The 12,588-nt window shown below is 59.2% G+C and carries 16 protein-coding genes and 5 tRNA genes; 14 read left to right on the top strand and 7 right to left on the bottom strand.

What is annotated here, in order from left to right; genetic code table 11:
- From V5D86_RS05545 to V5D86_RS05525, 5 genes are all read left to right on the top strand, one after another.
- Positions 1-314, top strand: a 314-nt coding sequence (locus V5D86_RS05545) for a hypothetical protein (protein WP_414595695.1), incomplete at its 5' end; no start/stop codon positions are given.
- The gene (locus tag V5D86_RS05540) at positions 307-645 is read left to right on the top strand and encodes a hypothetical protein (RefSeq protein WP_414595694.1); all 339 of its coding nucleotides are present in this window, start codon (positions 307-309) and stop codon (positions 643-645) included. The genes V5D86_RS05545 and V5D86_RS05540, both read left to right, overlap by 8 nt.
- A complete protein-coding gene (locus tag V5D86_RS05535; RefSeq protein ID WP_414595693.1) occupies positions 642-854 on the top strand; it encodes a hypothetical protein in 213 nt (70 codons plus the stop codon). The genes V5D86_RS05540 and V5D86_RS05535 overlap by 4 nt, the downstream gene beginning before the upstream one ends.
- On the top strand, positions 851-1,036 hold the full coding sequence (locus tag V5D86_RS05530) for a hypothetical protein (protein WP_414595692.1): 186 nt from the start codon (positions 851-853) through the stop codon (positions 1,034-1,036). The genes V5D86_RS05535 and V5D86_RS05530 overlap by 4 nt, the downstream gene beginning before the upstream one ends.
- Positions 1,033-1,977, top strand: a complete 945-nt coding sequence (locus V5D86_RS05525) for a tyrosine-type recombinase/integrase (RefSeq protein ID WP_414595691.1) — start codon at positions 1,033-1,035, stop codon at positions 1,975-1,977. Before V5D86_RS05530 ends, V5D86_RS05525 begins: the two co-directional genes overlap by 4 nt.
- Positions 1,978-2,067: 90 nt before the next feature.
- Here the strand turns inward: V5D86_RS05525 and V5D86_RS05520 are convergent.
- Positions 2,068-2,140: transfer RNA gene (locus tag V5D86_RS05520), tRNA-Glu, on the bottom strand.
- Positions 2,141-2,200: 60 nt separating this feature from the next.
- Entirely contained in the window at positions 2,201-2,983 is a 783-nt protein-coding gene (locus V5D86_RS05515; protein WP_414595690.1) for an NAD+ synthase, read from the bottom strand.
- 79 nt (positions 2,984-3,062) lie between these two features.
- On the opposite strand from V5D86_RS05515, the gene V5D86_RS05510 reads away from it, so the two are divergent.
- The 7 genes from V5D86_RS05510 (at position 3,063) to V5D86_RS05480 (ending at position 8,816) form a co-directional block, all read left to right on the top strand.
- On the top strand, positions 3,063-3,839 hold the full coding sequence (locus V5D86_RS05510; RefSeq protein ID WP_414595689.1) for a carbon-nitrogen hydrolase family protein: 777 nt from the start codon (positions 3,063-3,065) through the stop codon (positions 3,837-3,839).
- Positions 3,840-3,906: 67 nt separating this feature from the next.
- Positions 3,907-3,990, top strand: a tRNA-Ser gene (locus V5D86_RS05505).
- A gap of 131 nt (positions 3,991-4,121) precedes the next feature.
- Positions 4,122-4,613 carry a homoserine dehydrogenase gene (locus V5D86_RS05500; protein WP_414595688.1) on the top strand — a complete coding sequence of 164 codons (492 nt, stop codon included), beginning with the start codon at positions 4,122-4,124 and terminating at the stop codon, positions 4,611-4,613.
- Position 4,614: 1 nt separating this feature from the next.
- Entirely contained in the window at positions 4,615-5,619 is a 1,005-nt protein-coding gene (locus V5D86_RS05495; RefSeq protein WP_414595687.1) for a homoserine dehydrogenase, read from the top strand.
- A complete protein-coding gene (gene cimA / locus V5D86_RS05490) occupies positions 5,616-7,178 on the top strand; it encodes a citramalate synthase (RefSeq protein WP_414595686.1) in 1,563 nt (520 codons plus the stop codon). The genes V5D86_RS05495 and cimA overlap by 4 nt, the downstream gene beginning before the upstream one ends.
- On the top strand, positions 7,175-7,447 hold the full coding sequence (locus tag V5D86_RS05485; RefSeq protein ID WP_414595685.1) for an ACT domain-containing protein: 273 nt from the start codon (positions 7,175-7,177) through the stop codon (positions 7,445-7,447). Before cimA ends, V5D86_RS05485 begins: the two co-directional genes overlap by 4 nt.
- A gap of 4 nt (positions 7,448-7,451) precedes the next feature.
- Positions 7,452-8,816, top strand: coding sequence for a PFL family protein (locus V5D86_RS05480; RefSeq protein WP_414595684.1), 1,365 nt, complete (start codon positions 7,452-7,454; stop codon positions 8,814-8,816).
- 700 nt (positions 8,817-9,516) lie between these two features.
- Here V5D86_RS05480 and V5D86_RS05475 read toward each other — a convergent pair.
- From V5D86_RS05475 to V5D86_RS05460, 4 genes are all read right to left on the bottom strand, one after another.
- Positions 9,517-9,685 (bottom strand) — tRNA-Trp (locus tag V5D86_RS05475).
- A gap of 178 nt (positions 9,686-9,863) precedes the next feature.
- A tRNA-Arg gene (locus V5D86_RS05470) sits at positions 9,864-9,941 on the bottom strand.
- Positions 9,942-10,141: 200 nt separating this feature from the next.
- A complete protein-coding gene (locus V5D86_RS05465; RefSeq protein WP_414595683.1) occupies positions 10,142-10,729 on the bottom strand; it encodes a hypothetical protein in 588 nt (195 codons plus the stop codon).
- A 63-nt stretch (positions 10,730-10,792) separates the two neighbouring features.
- Complete coding sequence (locus V5D86_RS05460; RefSeq protein WP_414595682.1) at positions 10,793-11,191, bottom strand: pyridoxamine 5'-phosphate oxidase family protein; 399 nt, start codon at positions 11,189-11,191, stop codon at positions 10,793-10,795.
- 236 nt (positions 11,192-11,427) lie between these two features.
- Between V5D86_RS05460 and V5D86_RS05455 the strand changes: the two genes are divergently transcribed.
- Both V5D86_RS05455 and V5D86_RS05450 read left to right on the top strand, forming a co-directional pair.
- Positions 11,428-11,898 carry an ATP-binding protein gene (locus tag V5D86_RS05455; RefSeq protein WP_414595681.1) on the top strand — a complete coding sequence of 157 codons (471 nt, stop codon included), beginning with the start codon at positions 11,428-11,430 and terminating at the stop codon, positions 11,896-11,898.
- A gap of 33 nt (positions 11,899-11,931) precedes the next feature.
- Positions 11,932-12,216, top strand: a complete 285-nt coding sequence (locus tag V5D86_RS05450; RefSeq protein WP_414595680.1) for a winged helix-turn-helix domain-containing protein — start codon at positions 11,932-11,934, stop codon at positions 12,214-12,216.
- Positions 12,217-12,490: 274 nt separating this feature from the next.
- Here the strand turns inward: V5D86_RS05450 and V5D86_RS05445 are convergent.
- Positions 12,491-12,563 (bottom strand) — tRNA-Ala (locus tag V5D86_RS05445).
- Positions 12,564-12,588: the final 25 nt, after the last annotated feature.

Here is a 12,588-nt window from a genome sequence, read left to right as displayed (position 1 = left end):
AGAGCGACGACGAATGGCCCGGACACAGGACCACCGACGAATGGGCCCGCAGGATTGTCCTGTATGCGAAAGCGCACAGCGATGATCCGGAGTTCGGATACCCCGATGTGACGGACTACGGTCTTCTGGGCGAACAGGCTGAGGAGGTTTTCGATGTTCTGGCAGAGGAGGGTCTGCTGGACTGGGACAGCGCCGATCCGCGGAGCAGGCGCTTCAGCGGCATATCAGGTTATCTTGCGGATGAAGTCGCGGAGATGACTCCGGAAGAGGTCGAGCAGCTCAAGCGCGAGTTCGGAGGATCCCCCAATGAGTAAGCGCATCGAGGGACAGGCCGCCGTCGTCCGCGCCGATAAGGTCGAGAACGACGAGAAACCCAACAGACGCCGGGGAAAGCACAAGGGACAGCTCGTAACCGCCAAGGGTTCTGTGGAGGTGGAGATTACCAAGCAGTACCCGGCGTCGGAAGATTCTGAGATCAGACCGCCCGCAGGCACCGTGATCAAGGCAGATCATGCCAAAGTGAACGCACGTTGGACAGGAAAGGTCGTGCCGGAAGGAGGCGATTCCAAGCGCAGCCGCGTCAATGTGGACAAGGGGTTCGATGCTGTCCTTCAGAGCATCAAGAACAGGAGGTCCCGCAGATGATCCCCCATACCGCGGAACGCCAGGACGACATCCTGGAGTTCCTCCGGAGGAACGGTCCCTCCACCGTTGCGGAGATCGTCGAGGCCCTGGACGCGGACCGCACCGTCACAAGGTCCGATGTCATGAGGATGGAGGGCAGGAGCATCCGCCGTGCCGGATGGAGTCACGGCGACGGGCATGCCCGCAGGCTGTGGAGGGCGATCAGATGATGTCGGAGATCTACGTCTGCGACGGGTGCAGCCGGGTCGATGCGGAATCGTCCGTTCCCGCCCGCTGCCTCCTCGTGCTGCACAACGGGGAGCGTCCGAGGGGATGCCCCTGCGGGGACGTGCCGCCCCACTGGGTGCGCCTCGCGGAGTTCGGGGCCTGCCGTCCGGAGGCGGGGGCATGAGGTACCCGTTCCGTGCGCGCCTCGACGAGTTCCTGCGCGTCTACGAGCATTCCGGACGCTGGAACGCCGAGACGCTGGACGACAGGGCCCGCACCCTGAGGAGGATAGGCGGGATCGTGGAGGCCCTCCACCGGGAGGGGAGGCTCTCCACGTGCGACCCCGTGTACATGACCTCCGAGGACGTCAGGGACTTCTACATCGAGAGGTCCGGCACGGTCTCCCCGATATCCTGCACGCGGGAGCTCTCCGTCCTCGGGTCCCTGTGCGACTTCTACGGGAACGACTGCGTGCGCGTGGCCAAGACCCGGTACCCGTTCCTGGTTCCGAAGATCCACCGCCGGAGGCTCTCGGGCATCGATGCCGAATCCATGGCGCGGATCGTCTCAGCATCCTCGGATGCGGACGACTTCTTCACGTTGCGGGCATTCGCCTCCGTGCTGCTGGCGATGTGCGGGGGCCTCCGCTGGTCCGAGATCAGGAACTGCCGCGTGGACGACTACGACCCGGGGGACGGGACCCTCTACCTCGGGGTCGTCAAGGGCGGGGACACCTACGGGGAGCCCCGCACCGTCCTGATCCGCCCTGAGGCCCGCCCCGTGCTCGCCCGCTACCTGGAGGTCCGCGGACGCTTCCTCGCGGACCGCGGCGTCCGCTCCCCGTACTGGATCCCCGCGTCCACCGACGGCGGGGTCCTGCCCGCGGCGTACTCCTACAACCTCCTGTGCGTGGTGTGCGACGCCGTCGGCCTCGACTTCGACTTCCGCGCCCTCCGCCGCACCTACATACAGGCGGCGCTGGACGACGGGATAGACCTGGAGGCGGTGTCGGTCCTGGCCGGACACGCCACAACCAAGACCACCGAGCGCTACTACGGCCGCCGCCGCGAGGGCGACGCCATAGAGGCGGCGCGGTCCGCCTGGGACGCGGGGGTGCCGAGATGACCGGGACCGAGCGGTATAAATACGAAGACCTCGGCGGTCTGGATGAAAGATTGAACCAGACCTCAGAAGGGTCTGGATGTGAGAATGAGGTGCTCCCGTCGGGATTTGAACCCGAGTCGAAGCCTCGAGAGGGCTTCATGATTGGCCGCTACACTACAGGAGCTTTCTGAATCAGGGGATATCTATGATATATTTATAATTTTCCTAGATTCCCCTGTTTAGTTTAAAAATCCCTGGGACGGATGGCAGGAAGACGCTTGTGCTCCATCGACTTGACCTGCCTGCGGATCCTGTCGATCTCCTCGATCGGAAGGCCCGTGTCAACGGCGATCTGCGAATCCGAGCGGTCCTGTTCCAGATCATACAGTATCCCATCCAGGTCCTCGTATCTGATCCCCATCTCGCTCTCGTCGGTCTGACCCTCCCACAGTCCGGCAGACGGCGGCTTGGCGATGATCGGTTCCGGGACCCCGATGATGCGGGCAAGCTGTCTGACCTCGGTCTTGTACAGGTTAGCCATCGGAGTCATGTCGCATGCCCCGTCGCCGAACTTGGTGAAGTACCCCATCATGAGCTCGCTCTGGTTGGAGGTTCCCACGACCAGATAGTTCCTCTTCTTCGCGAGGTTGTACAGGACGATCATCCTGCACCTCGCAGATATGTTACCGCGCTCCAAGGGGGTCTCCCTTCCGGAGAGGAGGACCGCCGCCAGGGCATCCACCGCAGGCTGCACGTCCACGACCTTGTACTCGGTCCCCCACAGGGTGCTCAGCTCCGAGGTCGTCTTGTAGTCCTCGACAGGCGTGACCCTGGATGGCATGAACACGTTGAGGACGTTCTCGGCACCGATCGCATCTGCACATAGCTTTGTCACCGTCGCGGAGTCCACGCCTCCGCTCAGCCCTACGACGACTCCCTTGCATCCGGCGCTCTCCACCGTGCTCTTTATGAATCCTATGAGGCCCTCTGCGTCCTCATTCGTAATTTGGGGGATCTTTACGGTCATGCTGGGAATGTATCCTGGCACGGAGATTTAACGGTGTCCCTGTGTCAGATTATAATAGGTGTGACGACGATTTCTCCGCATGCGCGTCGAAGTAGCACTGTGCCAGATCCGCCCGACACCGGGATCTCCGGAGAGGAATGCGGAGAGGATATCGGGCATCATGATGTCCGATGACGCGGACGTCCTCGTGTTCCCAGAATCGTTCCTCAACGGATACGGCACGAGCCCCGAGGGCATTGGAGAGAGGATAGACGAGAGCATATCGAAGCTGTCCGACCTGTGCAGGAAGCATGACAAGGCCGTCGCCGTCGGTACCGCCGTGGTCACCGATCAGGGGGCCACCAACTCGCTGGTGTTCCTGTCCCCCGACGGGGAGGCCGTCTATGACAAGCTGTACCTGGCAAGGTTCGGTATCTACTCCGAGGACGGATACGTCCCTGGGAAGAAGCCCGCGATCGGCCTGTACCACGGACTCAGATTCGGGATGTGCATCTGCTACGACGTATACTTCCCGGAGATCCTCCGCAGCTGCTCGCTGAGGAAGGCGGACGTAAACCTGTGCATATCGGCTGCAGCGAAGCCCTCCACGGAGTACTTCGAGAAGGTCCTCCCGGCAAGGGCCCTGGAGAACGTCACATACCTGGCATTCGTGAACAACGTCGGCCCCATGGCCGGCCTGGACATGGCGGGACTGTCGAGGGCATACGACCCCCTTGGCAATGTGGTGTCGTCCTGCGGGTCCGAGTCCGAGGGGATCGCCAGATTCACCGTCGACACCGAGGAGCTCGCGAGGGCGAGATCGGTGAGGCGCCATTTGAGCGATTACAGGCGCGATATCGTCTGGCCGACGGTGTGAACGGCATCGGATCGAACGGGGAGTATGCAAAGCTTTTAATGGGGGGAGCTGTTCCCCCGAAATACAAGCCGAGATGGCCCAGCCCGGTAAGGCGCGAGCCTGGAAAGCTCGTGGGAACTTTCCCTCGGGAGTTCAAATCTCCCTCTCGGCGCTTCTTCATCATATCATTTCGAGCGCATATCGTTCCCGACCCGTACGGAGTCCGATGCATCGCCGTCCACGCGCGCGCGTTCCTTGTTTTTAAATAGGGAATGCTCATCCTCGGAGCAAAGAGGCGCGCGCATGATAGTAAACGCCGAACTGTACGTCAAAGACCTGCCCGGACAACTCGTAGGCTCCCTGGAGCCCATATCCATCGTCGACGGGAACATACTTGGTGTTGTGCACAACCGCGAGAGGATCGTCAACCATCGCATATGCATCAACATAACCTTCGAGGTGGAGGAGGATCAGCTCGAGCGCCTCAAGGGCATCTGGAAATCGAAGGACGTCATCATATCCAAGATCGGATCGGCCCATGAAACCTATACCATGGACTACATGCTGATCGGGGACATAGATGCCAGATACATCGAGAGGCTGATCAACAAGGCATCCACCATAGCGGACCTCGAGGCCGTTGATGTCAGGTACTCCTCCAAGGCGACGGACTATTCGAAGCGCACCGGCATACTCTCCGTGAAGACGAAGAGCAAGGACGACCTGGACAAGCTGGACGAGTTCCTGGACATGGAGTGCAGGAAATCCGGCATGACATATGTGAGGGGTGTCTGAGATGAAGGTGTTCATCTGCGGTTTCGGTACCGTCGGACAAGGGTTCTGCGAGGTCATCGCCAGACGCCGCCAGTTCATACGCGACAGATACGGCGAGGACGTCGTCATAGTCGGGGCCATGGACTCAAGGTCCTATGCGTACGACCCGAACGGGTTCGACCCGGAGAGACTGGTGGAGCGCAAGATCTCCGACAAGAGGGTCGGGGACCGCGAGTACACGGATTCCGTCCAGGTCCTGGAGGGCATCGACTATGATATACTCGTAGAGGTCAGCCCCACGGACGTCAAGACCGGCGGAGTGGGTCTGAAGAACATCATATGCGCCCTCGAGAACAAGAAGGACGTCATAACGGTCAACAAGGGCCCCCTGGCCCTGAGGTTCTCGGAGCTCACCGACCTCGCCAAGAGGAACGGGTGCCTGCTTAGGTTCGAGGGGTCGGTGGGAGGGGCCATGCCCATCATCAACCTCTGCAGGGAGAACCTGGTTGGGGAGAACATCTGCTCCCTCCGCGGTATATTCAACGGGACCTGCAACTTCATCCTCAGCAAGATGGACAAGGGCCAGCCGTTCGAACAGGCCCTGAAGGAGGCGCAGCAGATGGGATACGCCGAGACCGATCCCACCAACGACATCGAGGGATACGACAGCGCGTGCAAGATCGCGATCCTGGCGAACACCGTCTTCGGAAGGGACGTCACGTTCAACGATGTGCGCATCACCGGCATCACGTCAATAACAGAGGATGCCGTGGCCCTCGCAGCCTCACGCAACATGGTCATAAGGCTCATTGGAGAGGTGTCCGAGACCAAGCTGGAGGTCGGACCGAGGCTTGTGCCCAAGGGACATCCCCTCAGCATATCCGGAACGCTCAACACCGCACAGATCCTCAGCGACCTTGCCGGACCCATAACGGTCACCGGGAGGGGCGCCGGAAGGCTGGAGACCGCATCCGCCATACTCAGCGACCTCGTCTCCATAATGGACGAGAGGGTAAAGCCACAATGAGGGTCCTCATCTACGACACTACCCTGCGCGACGGCGCGCAGTGCGAAGGGGTCTCGTTCTCCTGCGAGGACAAGCTGGACATCCTGAAGAGGCTGGACCAGTTCGGGATGGACTTCGTGGAGGGCGGATGGCCCGGGTCCAATCCCAGGGACGACGACTTCTTCAGCAAGGCATCGGGCCTCGACCTGAGGAACAGCAGGCTCACGGCGTTCGGGAGCACCCGCAGGCCGGGCATCAGACCGGAGGAGGACGGGAACCTCGTGAACCTCGTCCGGTGCCCGGTCGAATGGTGCTGCATATTCGGGAAGTCATGGGACTTCCAGGTTACGGACGCCCTCGGCGTGTCGCTGGAGGACAATCTGGGGATGGTAGAGGACAGCATAGCGTTCCTCGTGTCCCACGGGAAGCGCGTGCTGTTCGATGCGGAGCACTTCTTCGACGGGTTCCGCGAGAATCCCGACTACTCCCTGAAGGTGCTCGAGGCCGCCGAGAGAGGCGGTGCCGAGTGGATCGTCCTCTGCGACACGAACGGAGGGTCCCTCCCAGGGTTCATCGGGGAGGCATGCCGCCGCGTACGGTCCGTGATAGGGATCCCCATCGGGATACACTGCCACAACGACGCGGACCTCGCCACATCGTGCACCCTGTCCGCGGTCGATGCGGGATGCTCCATGGTCCAGGGGACCATCAACGGCATAGGGGAGAGGTGCGGGAACGCCAACCTGTGCGCCGTGATGCCGAACCTCGCGATGAAGTGCGAGCACGACATCGGCGACAAGGACCTGACCGGCCTCACCGGACTTTCCAAGTTCGTGGGGGAGGTGGCCAACATGGCCCCCGCCGCAGGCATGTCGTATGTCGGGGACCGTGCATTCGCGCACAAGGGCGGGATGCACGTCTCCGCCCTGGTGAAGGACAACCGCACATACGAGCACGTGGACCCGTCCACGGTCGGCAACAAGCGCCGCATCCTCGTGTCGGACATGTCCGGTAAGGCCGCCATCACGGAGAAGCTCGAGGAGCTCGGACTGGAGAGCGGGACCGACAGCCCGGAGATCACCCGCCTCATCAAGGAGATGGAATCCCGCGGATACGAGTTCGAAGGCGCCGAAGCGAGCTTCGAACTGCTCGTGAGGAGGCTCAGGGGCGACCTGGAGGAGCACTTCAACGTCGACGGGTTCAGGATCTTCATAGACAGCCGCAACGGGGACATGGACTCCGAGGCCAGCGTCAAGGTGCGCGACAGCTCCGGCAACGTGGAGCACACCGCATCTGACGGGGACGGTCCGGTCAATGCGCTGGACAATGCCATCAGGAAGGCCCTGGGAAGCTTCTTCCCGGGCATCAAGAACATCAGACTGACGGACTACAAGGTCCGCGTGCTGGACGAGAAGTCGGCCACCGCGGCAAGTGTTAGGGTCCTCATCCGTTCCACGGACGGGGAGAGCAGCTGGACCACGGTCGGCGTCTCCGAAAACGTGATAGAGGCGAGTCTGATTGCGCTCGTCGATTCTTTGGAGTACGCCCTGATGAAGCAGGGAAGGGAGGTAGAGACATGAGTAGAACTATCGTCACACTCGTCGGGAAGGACCACGTGGGGATCATCGCCACCGTGTGCAACTTCTTCGCCGAGAACAACATCAACATCCTCGACATCAAGCAGACCACGGTCCAGGACTACATCAACATGATCCTGATCGTTGACACGACCAAGTACACCGGCGACTTCGAGAGCCTCAACGCAGGACTCGACGAGGTCGGGAAGAAGGTCGGATGCATCGTCAAGGCGACACACGAAGAGATCTTCGAGATGATGCACAGGATCTGAGAGCATGGTAGAACTGAATGAGGTCTTCGAGACCTACGAGATGGTCGCCCGCGAGAATCTTGATGTGAGAACCATCACGATGGGCATTAGCCTCCTGGACTGCATAGATCCAGACCTCGACACCCTGTGCCGGAAGATCCACGACAAGATCCTCAGACTGGCCGGGAGACTGGTGGAGGTAGGGGACGAGCTCGGCAACGAGTTCGGCGTCCCTGTAATCAACAAGAGGGTGTCCGTCACGCCCATCGCCCTGATCGGAGGTGCAGCGTGCCGCATACCCGGAGACTTCGTGAAGATCGCACAGACCCTGGATGCCGTCGGCAGGGAGATCGGGGTCAACTTCATCGGAGGATACTCCGCACTCGTCCAGAAAGGCATGTCCGCCGCGGACAGGCTCCTGATCGAGTCCATCCCCCAGGCCCTAGCCACGACCGAGCGCGTCTGCTCGTCCATCAGTCTCGGGTCCACCAAGACCGGGATCAACATGGACGCGGTCAGGCTGATGGGGGACATAGTCGTCAAGACCGCGGAGGCCACCAAGGAGAGGGACTCCATAGGCTGCGCCAAACTCGTCGTGTTCTGCAACCCTCCCGACGACAACCCGTTCATGGCAGGAGCGTTCCACGGGGTCACCGAGGGGGACTGCGTGATCAACGTTGGCGTCAGCGGCCCCGGCGTCGTGAGGGATGCCCTCACCAAGGTCCACAGACAGAGCTTCGAGGTCCTGTGCGAGACGATCAAGAAGACCGCGTTCAAGGTCACCAGGGTCGGACAGCTCTTCGCCAAGGAGGCGTCCAAGAGGCTGAACGTCCCGTTCGGCATCGTCGACCTGTCGCTGGCTCCCACGCCCGCAGTGGGGGACAGCATCGCCGACATCATCCACGAGATGGGCATGGAGTACGCAGGAGCTCCCGGGACGACCGCCGCACTGGCCATCCTCAACGACCAGGTCAAGAAGGGTGGTGTGATGGCCTCGTCCTACGTCGGAGGGCTCAGCGGCGCGTTCATCCCGGTCACGGAGGACAGTTCCATGGCGGAGGCGGCCGCGATCGGAGCACTCAGCCTGGAGAAACTGGAGGCGATGACCTGCGTGTGCTCCGTCGGACTCGATATGATCGCGATTCCCGGCAACGTCCCGGCGACCACCATCGCAGGCATCATCGCGGACGAGATGGCGATAGGGATGATAAACCAGAAGACCACCGCGGTCAGGGTCATACCCGTCATCGGGAAGGATGTCGGGGACAGGGCGATGTTCGGAGGCCTTCTCGGGGATGCGGGCATCATGCCGGTCAACATATTCGGATGCGCCGACTTCGTGAACAGGGGCGGAAGGATCCCCGCTCCCATCCACAGCTTCAAGAACTGAAGCTCCAACGGGGGTGCTCCCCAGCACCCCCTCATTCCTTATCCGACCTTATGGCATCCAGGGCCACTCTCCGGATAAAAAGGATTTCTTTCGATGTCTTACAAGACACACATTACTACAATGCCGGAATTATTCCCCCTTTGGCGATGATCCCCATAGCATCTCACTGGTTTTCGGGCATTATACCTGGTGGCATCCGACATCGAGGTGAACAATTGCGTAATGTTCTACCGCATTCCGCCTGAAGATACACGGACATGAACATCGCAAGAGGCCGACAATCTCATTTCCATGGTCTGTCCGATCAGTTTTGTCATCTCGTTCCAAACGACCTTGTCGGACTGCATTGAATGGAACACCGCGAACAAAGACGGACCTTAGATCTGAACGAAAGTCAGCCCTCATGTTCCCCGATGACGTATGACCCTCGATCTCGCCTCTTTGGATCGGGATTTCTCGACGTGTATGCATGAGAGGTCGCCCTACTGGCCACCCCGTCGGACCGACAGGTGCATCTGCGCACCCGAACATGGCCGAGACGTGATTGAGACCGTCAAGACGCTCAGGGGTCCACAGAAGCCGTGACACCCTTCATGACGATAGGATCCCCGTATCAATGTATGAAAAAAGCAGTAAATAGGTTCTGGAAAGGGTTGTCTCGGCACCGAAGTGCCGGAGAAAGATAGTAAAGTGCGCAAGGTGGGGGCAGAGGGATTTGAACCCTCGTCAGCGGGTTTCCACTACCGGGGAGCGACCCCGGTGGAATCAATGAGTCATCGCTCCAGTTAGTCATCAACTGTCAGCAAACCCATTTTCAATCACTCTCAATAACTGGAGCCCACCAGTCTGCCAGGTTAGCCTATACCCCCTTGAGCGTGAATTGCGAGTTGCAAATCACTTCTTGCGCATCTTTGCTGCTCTCTTTCTTCTTCTCATTTTCTTCTTGCGCCATTTCCAACGCTGGTTGCCGCGTTTCTTCCAGGCGCGCGAGCTTCTCTTCATGATCGTTCCTTCCTGAATGTTAACCCGCTAGGGCTTATGCATCCTTGGCGGGCCCGCCGGGATTCGAACCCGGGGCGTCTGGCTTAGAAGGCCAGCGCTATATCCTGGCTAAGCCACGAGCCCACTTTTTACCCCATCTGCTACTATCATTTAAAGCTTAGCATCTTCCGAAAACGGAATGAACGAATCTGGATAATCTGAACGATATGCAACAGCGGATTTAGATGAAAATTTCACGAATTTCGTTGAAAAATCGAAAGGGAAAAGGACAGCCAGCATGGTCTGGGATTGCCGGCATCCGAAGGATGCCGTAAGGGGTTGGATCAGCAGATGATCTGCTGGATGTTGATGTAATCCACTATGGACCCGTACCCGAGGAACATCATGGCACCCTCCACGACGCAGACGCATCCAAGCAGGAACAGCAGGGGCCACCAGTTCAGGATCTTACCGAACAGCTTCACGATGGCCTCCCCGAAGTTGAATATGGCGTAGCACAGACCGCCGATGATGAATGCCACTATGATCCTCACCGGATTGTCCGCAAGGAAGCTTATGTCTATGCCGGAGACCTCTGTGAGCCCTCCGAGCCAGATGTACACCACGACCATGACGAAGAGGCCGAGGATGACCGCGAAGTGGACCTCACGGAACGGCCTTATGATCAATGTGAATGCTGCCACTGCTATTATGACGGACGTCACGGTGTTCCAATGTCCGAAGTTAGTGGCCGCCTCCAGGGCCATGAATATCCCGAATATGAACCCGAGGACCATCAGAGCCTTGTACTTGCCCGAATCCTTATCCTTGGCGTAAGAGACCGCCACGGCGATAGCCAGCAGTCCCCCGACGATAAGGATGACCTGCGGCAGATTGCTGCTAAGCCAGCCTGTGATATCGGAGACTTCCATGACCGCTGTCATGGGTTGAGGGTATATGTATTTAGAACCCGCCCCGAAGGGCGGAAATGGTTTTCAAGCAATCTTCTTGCCCGCGTTGGGGTTGGCGCCCTGATCGTAGACAGCGTCCACATCGAACATCCAGAGGGCGTTCGCGTGCAAGTGGATGGCCTCGAGCTGGGCGTTCATCTGGTCGAGGGCGGGACCCTCGGCGATGCGCACGGGGTTCTTGACGTCGATCTCCCATGCCTCCATCCCTGCGGCGATCATGAATGCCGCCTTTGGATTCTCGGCGAGGTTCTGCGCGGACTTGTGCATGAGGATCTCTCCGACGATCATCTTGCTGGGCTCTGGGGAGATGATGGATCCGCAGACGATGGCGTGGGGCTGTCCGTCCGCACTGGCGGTCACAAGGGTCTTCACAGTGCCCTCGGCGCCCATCTTCTCAATGACGTTGGCTGGAATGTCTGCCATGGTTTCACCTTGATGTTGTAATGGGCCGATATATACTAAAACGGTAGCTATCACGAATGTAATCTACAAAAACTGTATACAAGTAACAGTCAGATTAACATACGTTGTACTCAAACCGGAATATGATGATCACCAAGGGGTAGCTCGTCTATGAAAGCCTTGAATCAGCAAACCAGAATCTGAGTTTCGGAGAGTTCAGATCTATATCCGCACGCAAGGACTGCAGAATCAGCGGCATGGAGAACCGCTTTCTCGCTCCGAATGGGATGTACACGAACCTGGGCCTGATGATGTCCGATCAGTGCCCATGGGAGATAGAACTATACAAGGACAGTACGTATCTGGAGACCCTGAAGGGATCCGCACCGAGTCAGATAATAAAGACCGTGGGCAGGATATCCGCCATACGCAGGGAGATCGCGGACGAACAGGACGGCGGACTGATGAAATTCCCGGAGATGGCCGTGTCCGAGGCTGTGTTGAACGCGGTCTCGCACAGGAGCTATTGCGAGGAGTGCCCGACTATGGTCAATGTGTCCAGCAACAGAGTCGTGATAACATCTCCAGGAGGCCATGTGTCCCTGGGCCAGGACTACGGTAACAGGAACCGCAATCCTGCCCTCGCGAAGATCCTCATCGAGATGGGCTTCAGGAACATGACGATAAAAGGCATCCCCGGGATCGTACAATCGTACAAGAGGTCATAGGAAATCCCCCGGATCCATTTCTCGGCAGGAAGCGTGACCGTGGTCCTGCCTGGCATCGAAGACATGGGATCCGTATACGGCGGGAGAAGCTGCCAGATAATGCGCATGATGATGGAGTGCAGCGGCGGAATGACGGACGCCCATATCGCAAGGAACCTGCGCATAACGCCGAAGAGACTACACGAGACCCTGTCCAAGATGGAACGCGACGGGATAATCGCATCGTTCATGCCCGCCGGGAAGAGGGTGTATTTTCTGACCAACCGCAGGGACCCGATGGCCGTCCGGAATGCCGGAAGGACCGAGGATTCGGACTGACCGGCCACTGTCCAAAGCTCCAGGGCCCCGAAGCCCGCATATGCAGGAGGTCTATGGAAACATACGATGAGAATCGCACATCCCTGGCGTGACCATGCCATAGCGTACGCTGGTACTGTTCAGCGGATGCGCTCATCCCCGGATCGCATTGGGACCGACACGATGATGCCTCTGGAGGCGACAGCCTCGCGATCGAGAACGTCGAGATGGCTTGGAAAGACAGGGCGGACAACGGAACCATCCAAAGAGACGATGTCCGAAAGAAGTCAAAAGGTGGACAGGGCGAGATTCGAACTCGCGGCCTCTACCATGCCAAGGTAACGATCTTCCAACTGATCTACCTGCCCAGTAAAGACGAGGATATTATCCTCG

Source organism: Candidatus Methanoprimaticola sp. MG2, from assembly GCF_047501175.1.
In the GTDB taxonomy this organism is placed as follows: domain Archaea; phylum Thermoplasmatota; class Thermoplasmata; order Methanomassiliicoccales; family Methanomethylophilaceae; genus Methanoprimaticola.
Note: the sequence above shows the minus strand (reverse complement) of the source record. Positions and strands in the feature narration are given on the sequence as shown.

Bases quoted from the DNA above. Each gene is read 5' to 3' on its own strand.
- V5D86_RS05540 (WP_414595694.1), top strand. From the start codon at position 307: ATGAGTAAGCGCATCGAGGGACAGGCCGCCGTCGTCCGCGCCGATAAG.
- V5D86_RS05535 (WP_414595693.1), top strand. From the start codon at position 642: ATGATCCCCCATACCGCGGAACGCCAGGACGACATCCTGGAGTTCCTC.
- V5D86_RS05530 (WP_414595692.1), top strand. From the start codon at position 851: ATGATGTCGGAGATCTACGTCTGCGACGGGTGCAGCCGGGTCGATGCG.
- V5D86_RS05525 (WP_414595691.1), top strand. From the start codon at position 1,033: ATGAGGTACCCGTTCCGTGCGCGCCTCGACGAGTTCCTGCGCGTCTAC.
- V5D86_RS05515 (WP_414595690.1), bottom strand. From the start codon at position 2,983: ATGACCGTAAAGATCCCCCAAATTACGAATGAGGACGCAGAGGGCCTC.
- V5D86_RS05510 (WP_414595689.1), top strand. From the start codon at position 3,063: ATGCGCGTCGAAGTAGCACTGTGCCAGATCCGCCCGACACCGGGATCT.
- V5D86_RS05500 (WP_414595688.1), top strand. From the start codon at position 4,122: ATGATAGTAAACGCCGAACTGTACGTCAAAGACCTGCCCGGACAACTC.
- V5D86_RS05495 (WP_414595687.1), top strand. From the start codon at position 4,615: ATGAAGGTGTTCATCTGCGGTTTCGGTACCGTCGGACAAGGGTTCTGC.
- cimA (WP_414595686.1), top strand. From the start codon at position 5,616: ATGAGGGTCCTCATCTACGACACTACCCTGCGCGACGGCGCGCAGTGC.
- V5D86_RS05485 (WP_414595685.1), top strand. From the start codon at position 7,175: ATGAGTAGAACTATCGTCACACTCGTCGGGAAGGACCACGTGGGGATC.
- V5D86_RS05480 (WP_414595684.1), top strand. From the start codon at position 7,452: ATGGTAGAACTGAATGAGGTCTTCGAGACCTACGAGATGGTCGCCCGC.
- V5D86_RS05465 (WP_414595683.1), bottom strand. From the start codon at position 10,729: ATGGAAGTCTCCGATATCACAGGCTGGCTTAGCAGCAATCTGCCGCAG.
- V5D86_RS05460 (WP_414595682.1), bottom strand. From the start codon at position 11,191: ATGGCAGACATTCCAGCCAACGTCATTGAGAAGATGGGCGCCGAGGGC.
- V5D86_RS05455 (WP_414595681.1), top strand. From the start codon at position 11,428: ATGGAGAACCGCTTTCTCGCTCCGAATGGGATGTACACGAACCTGGGC.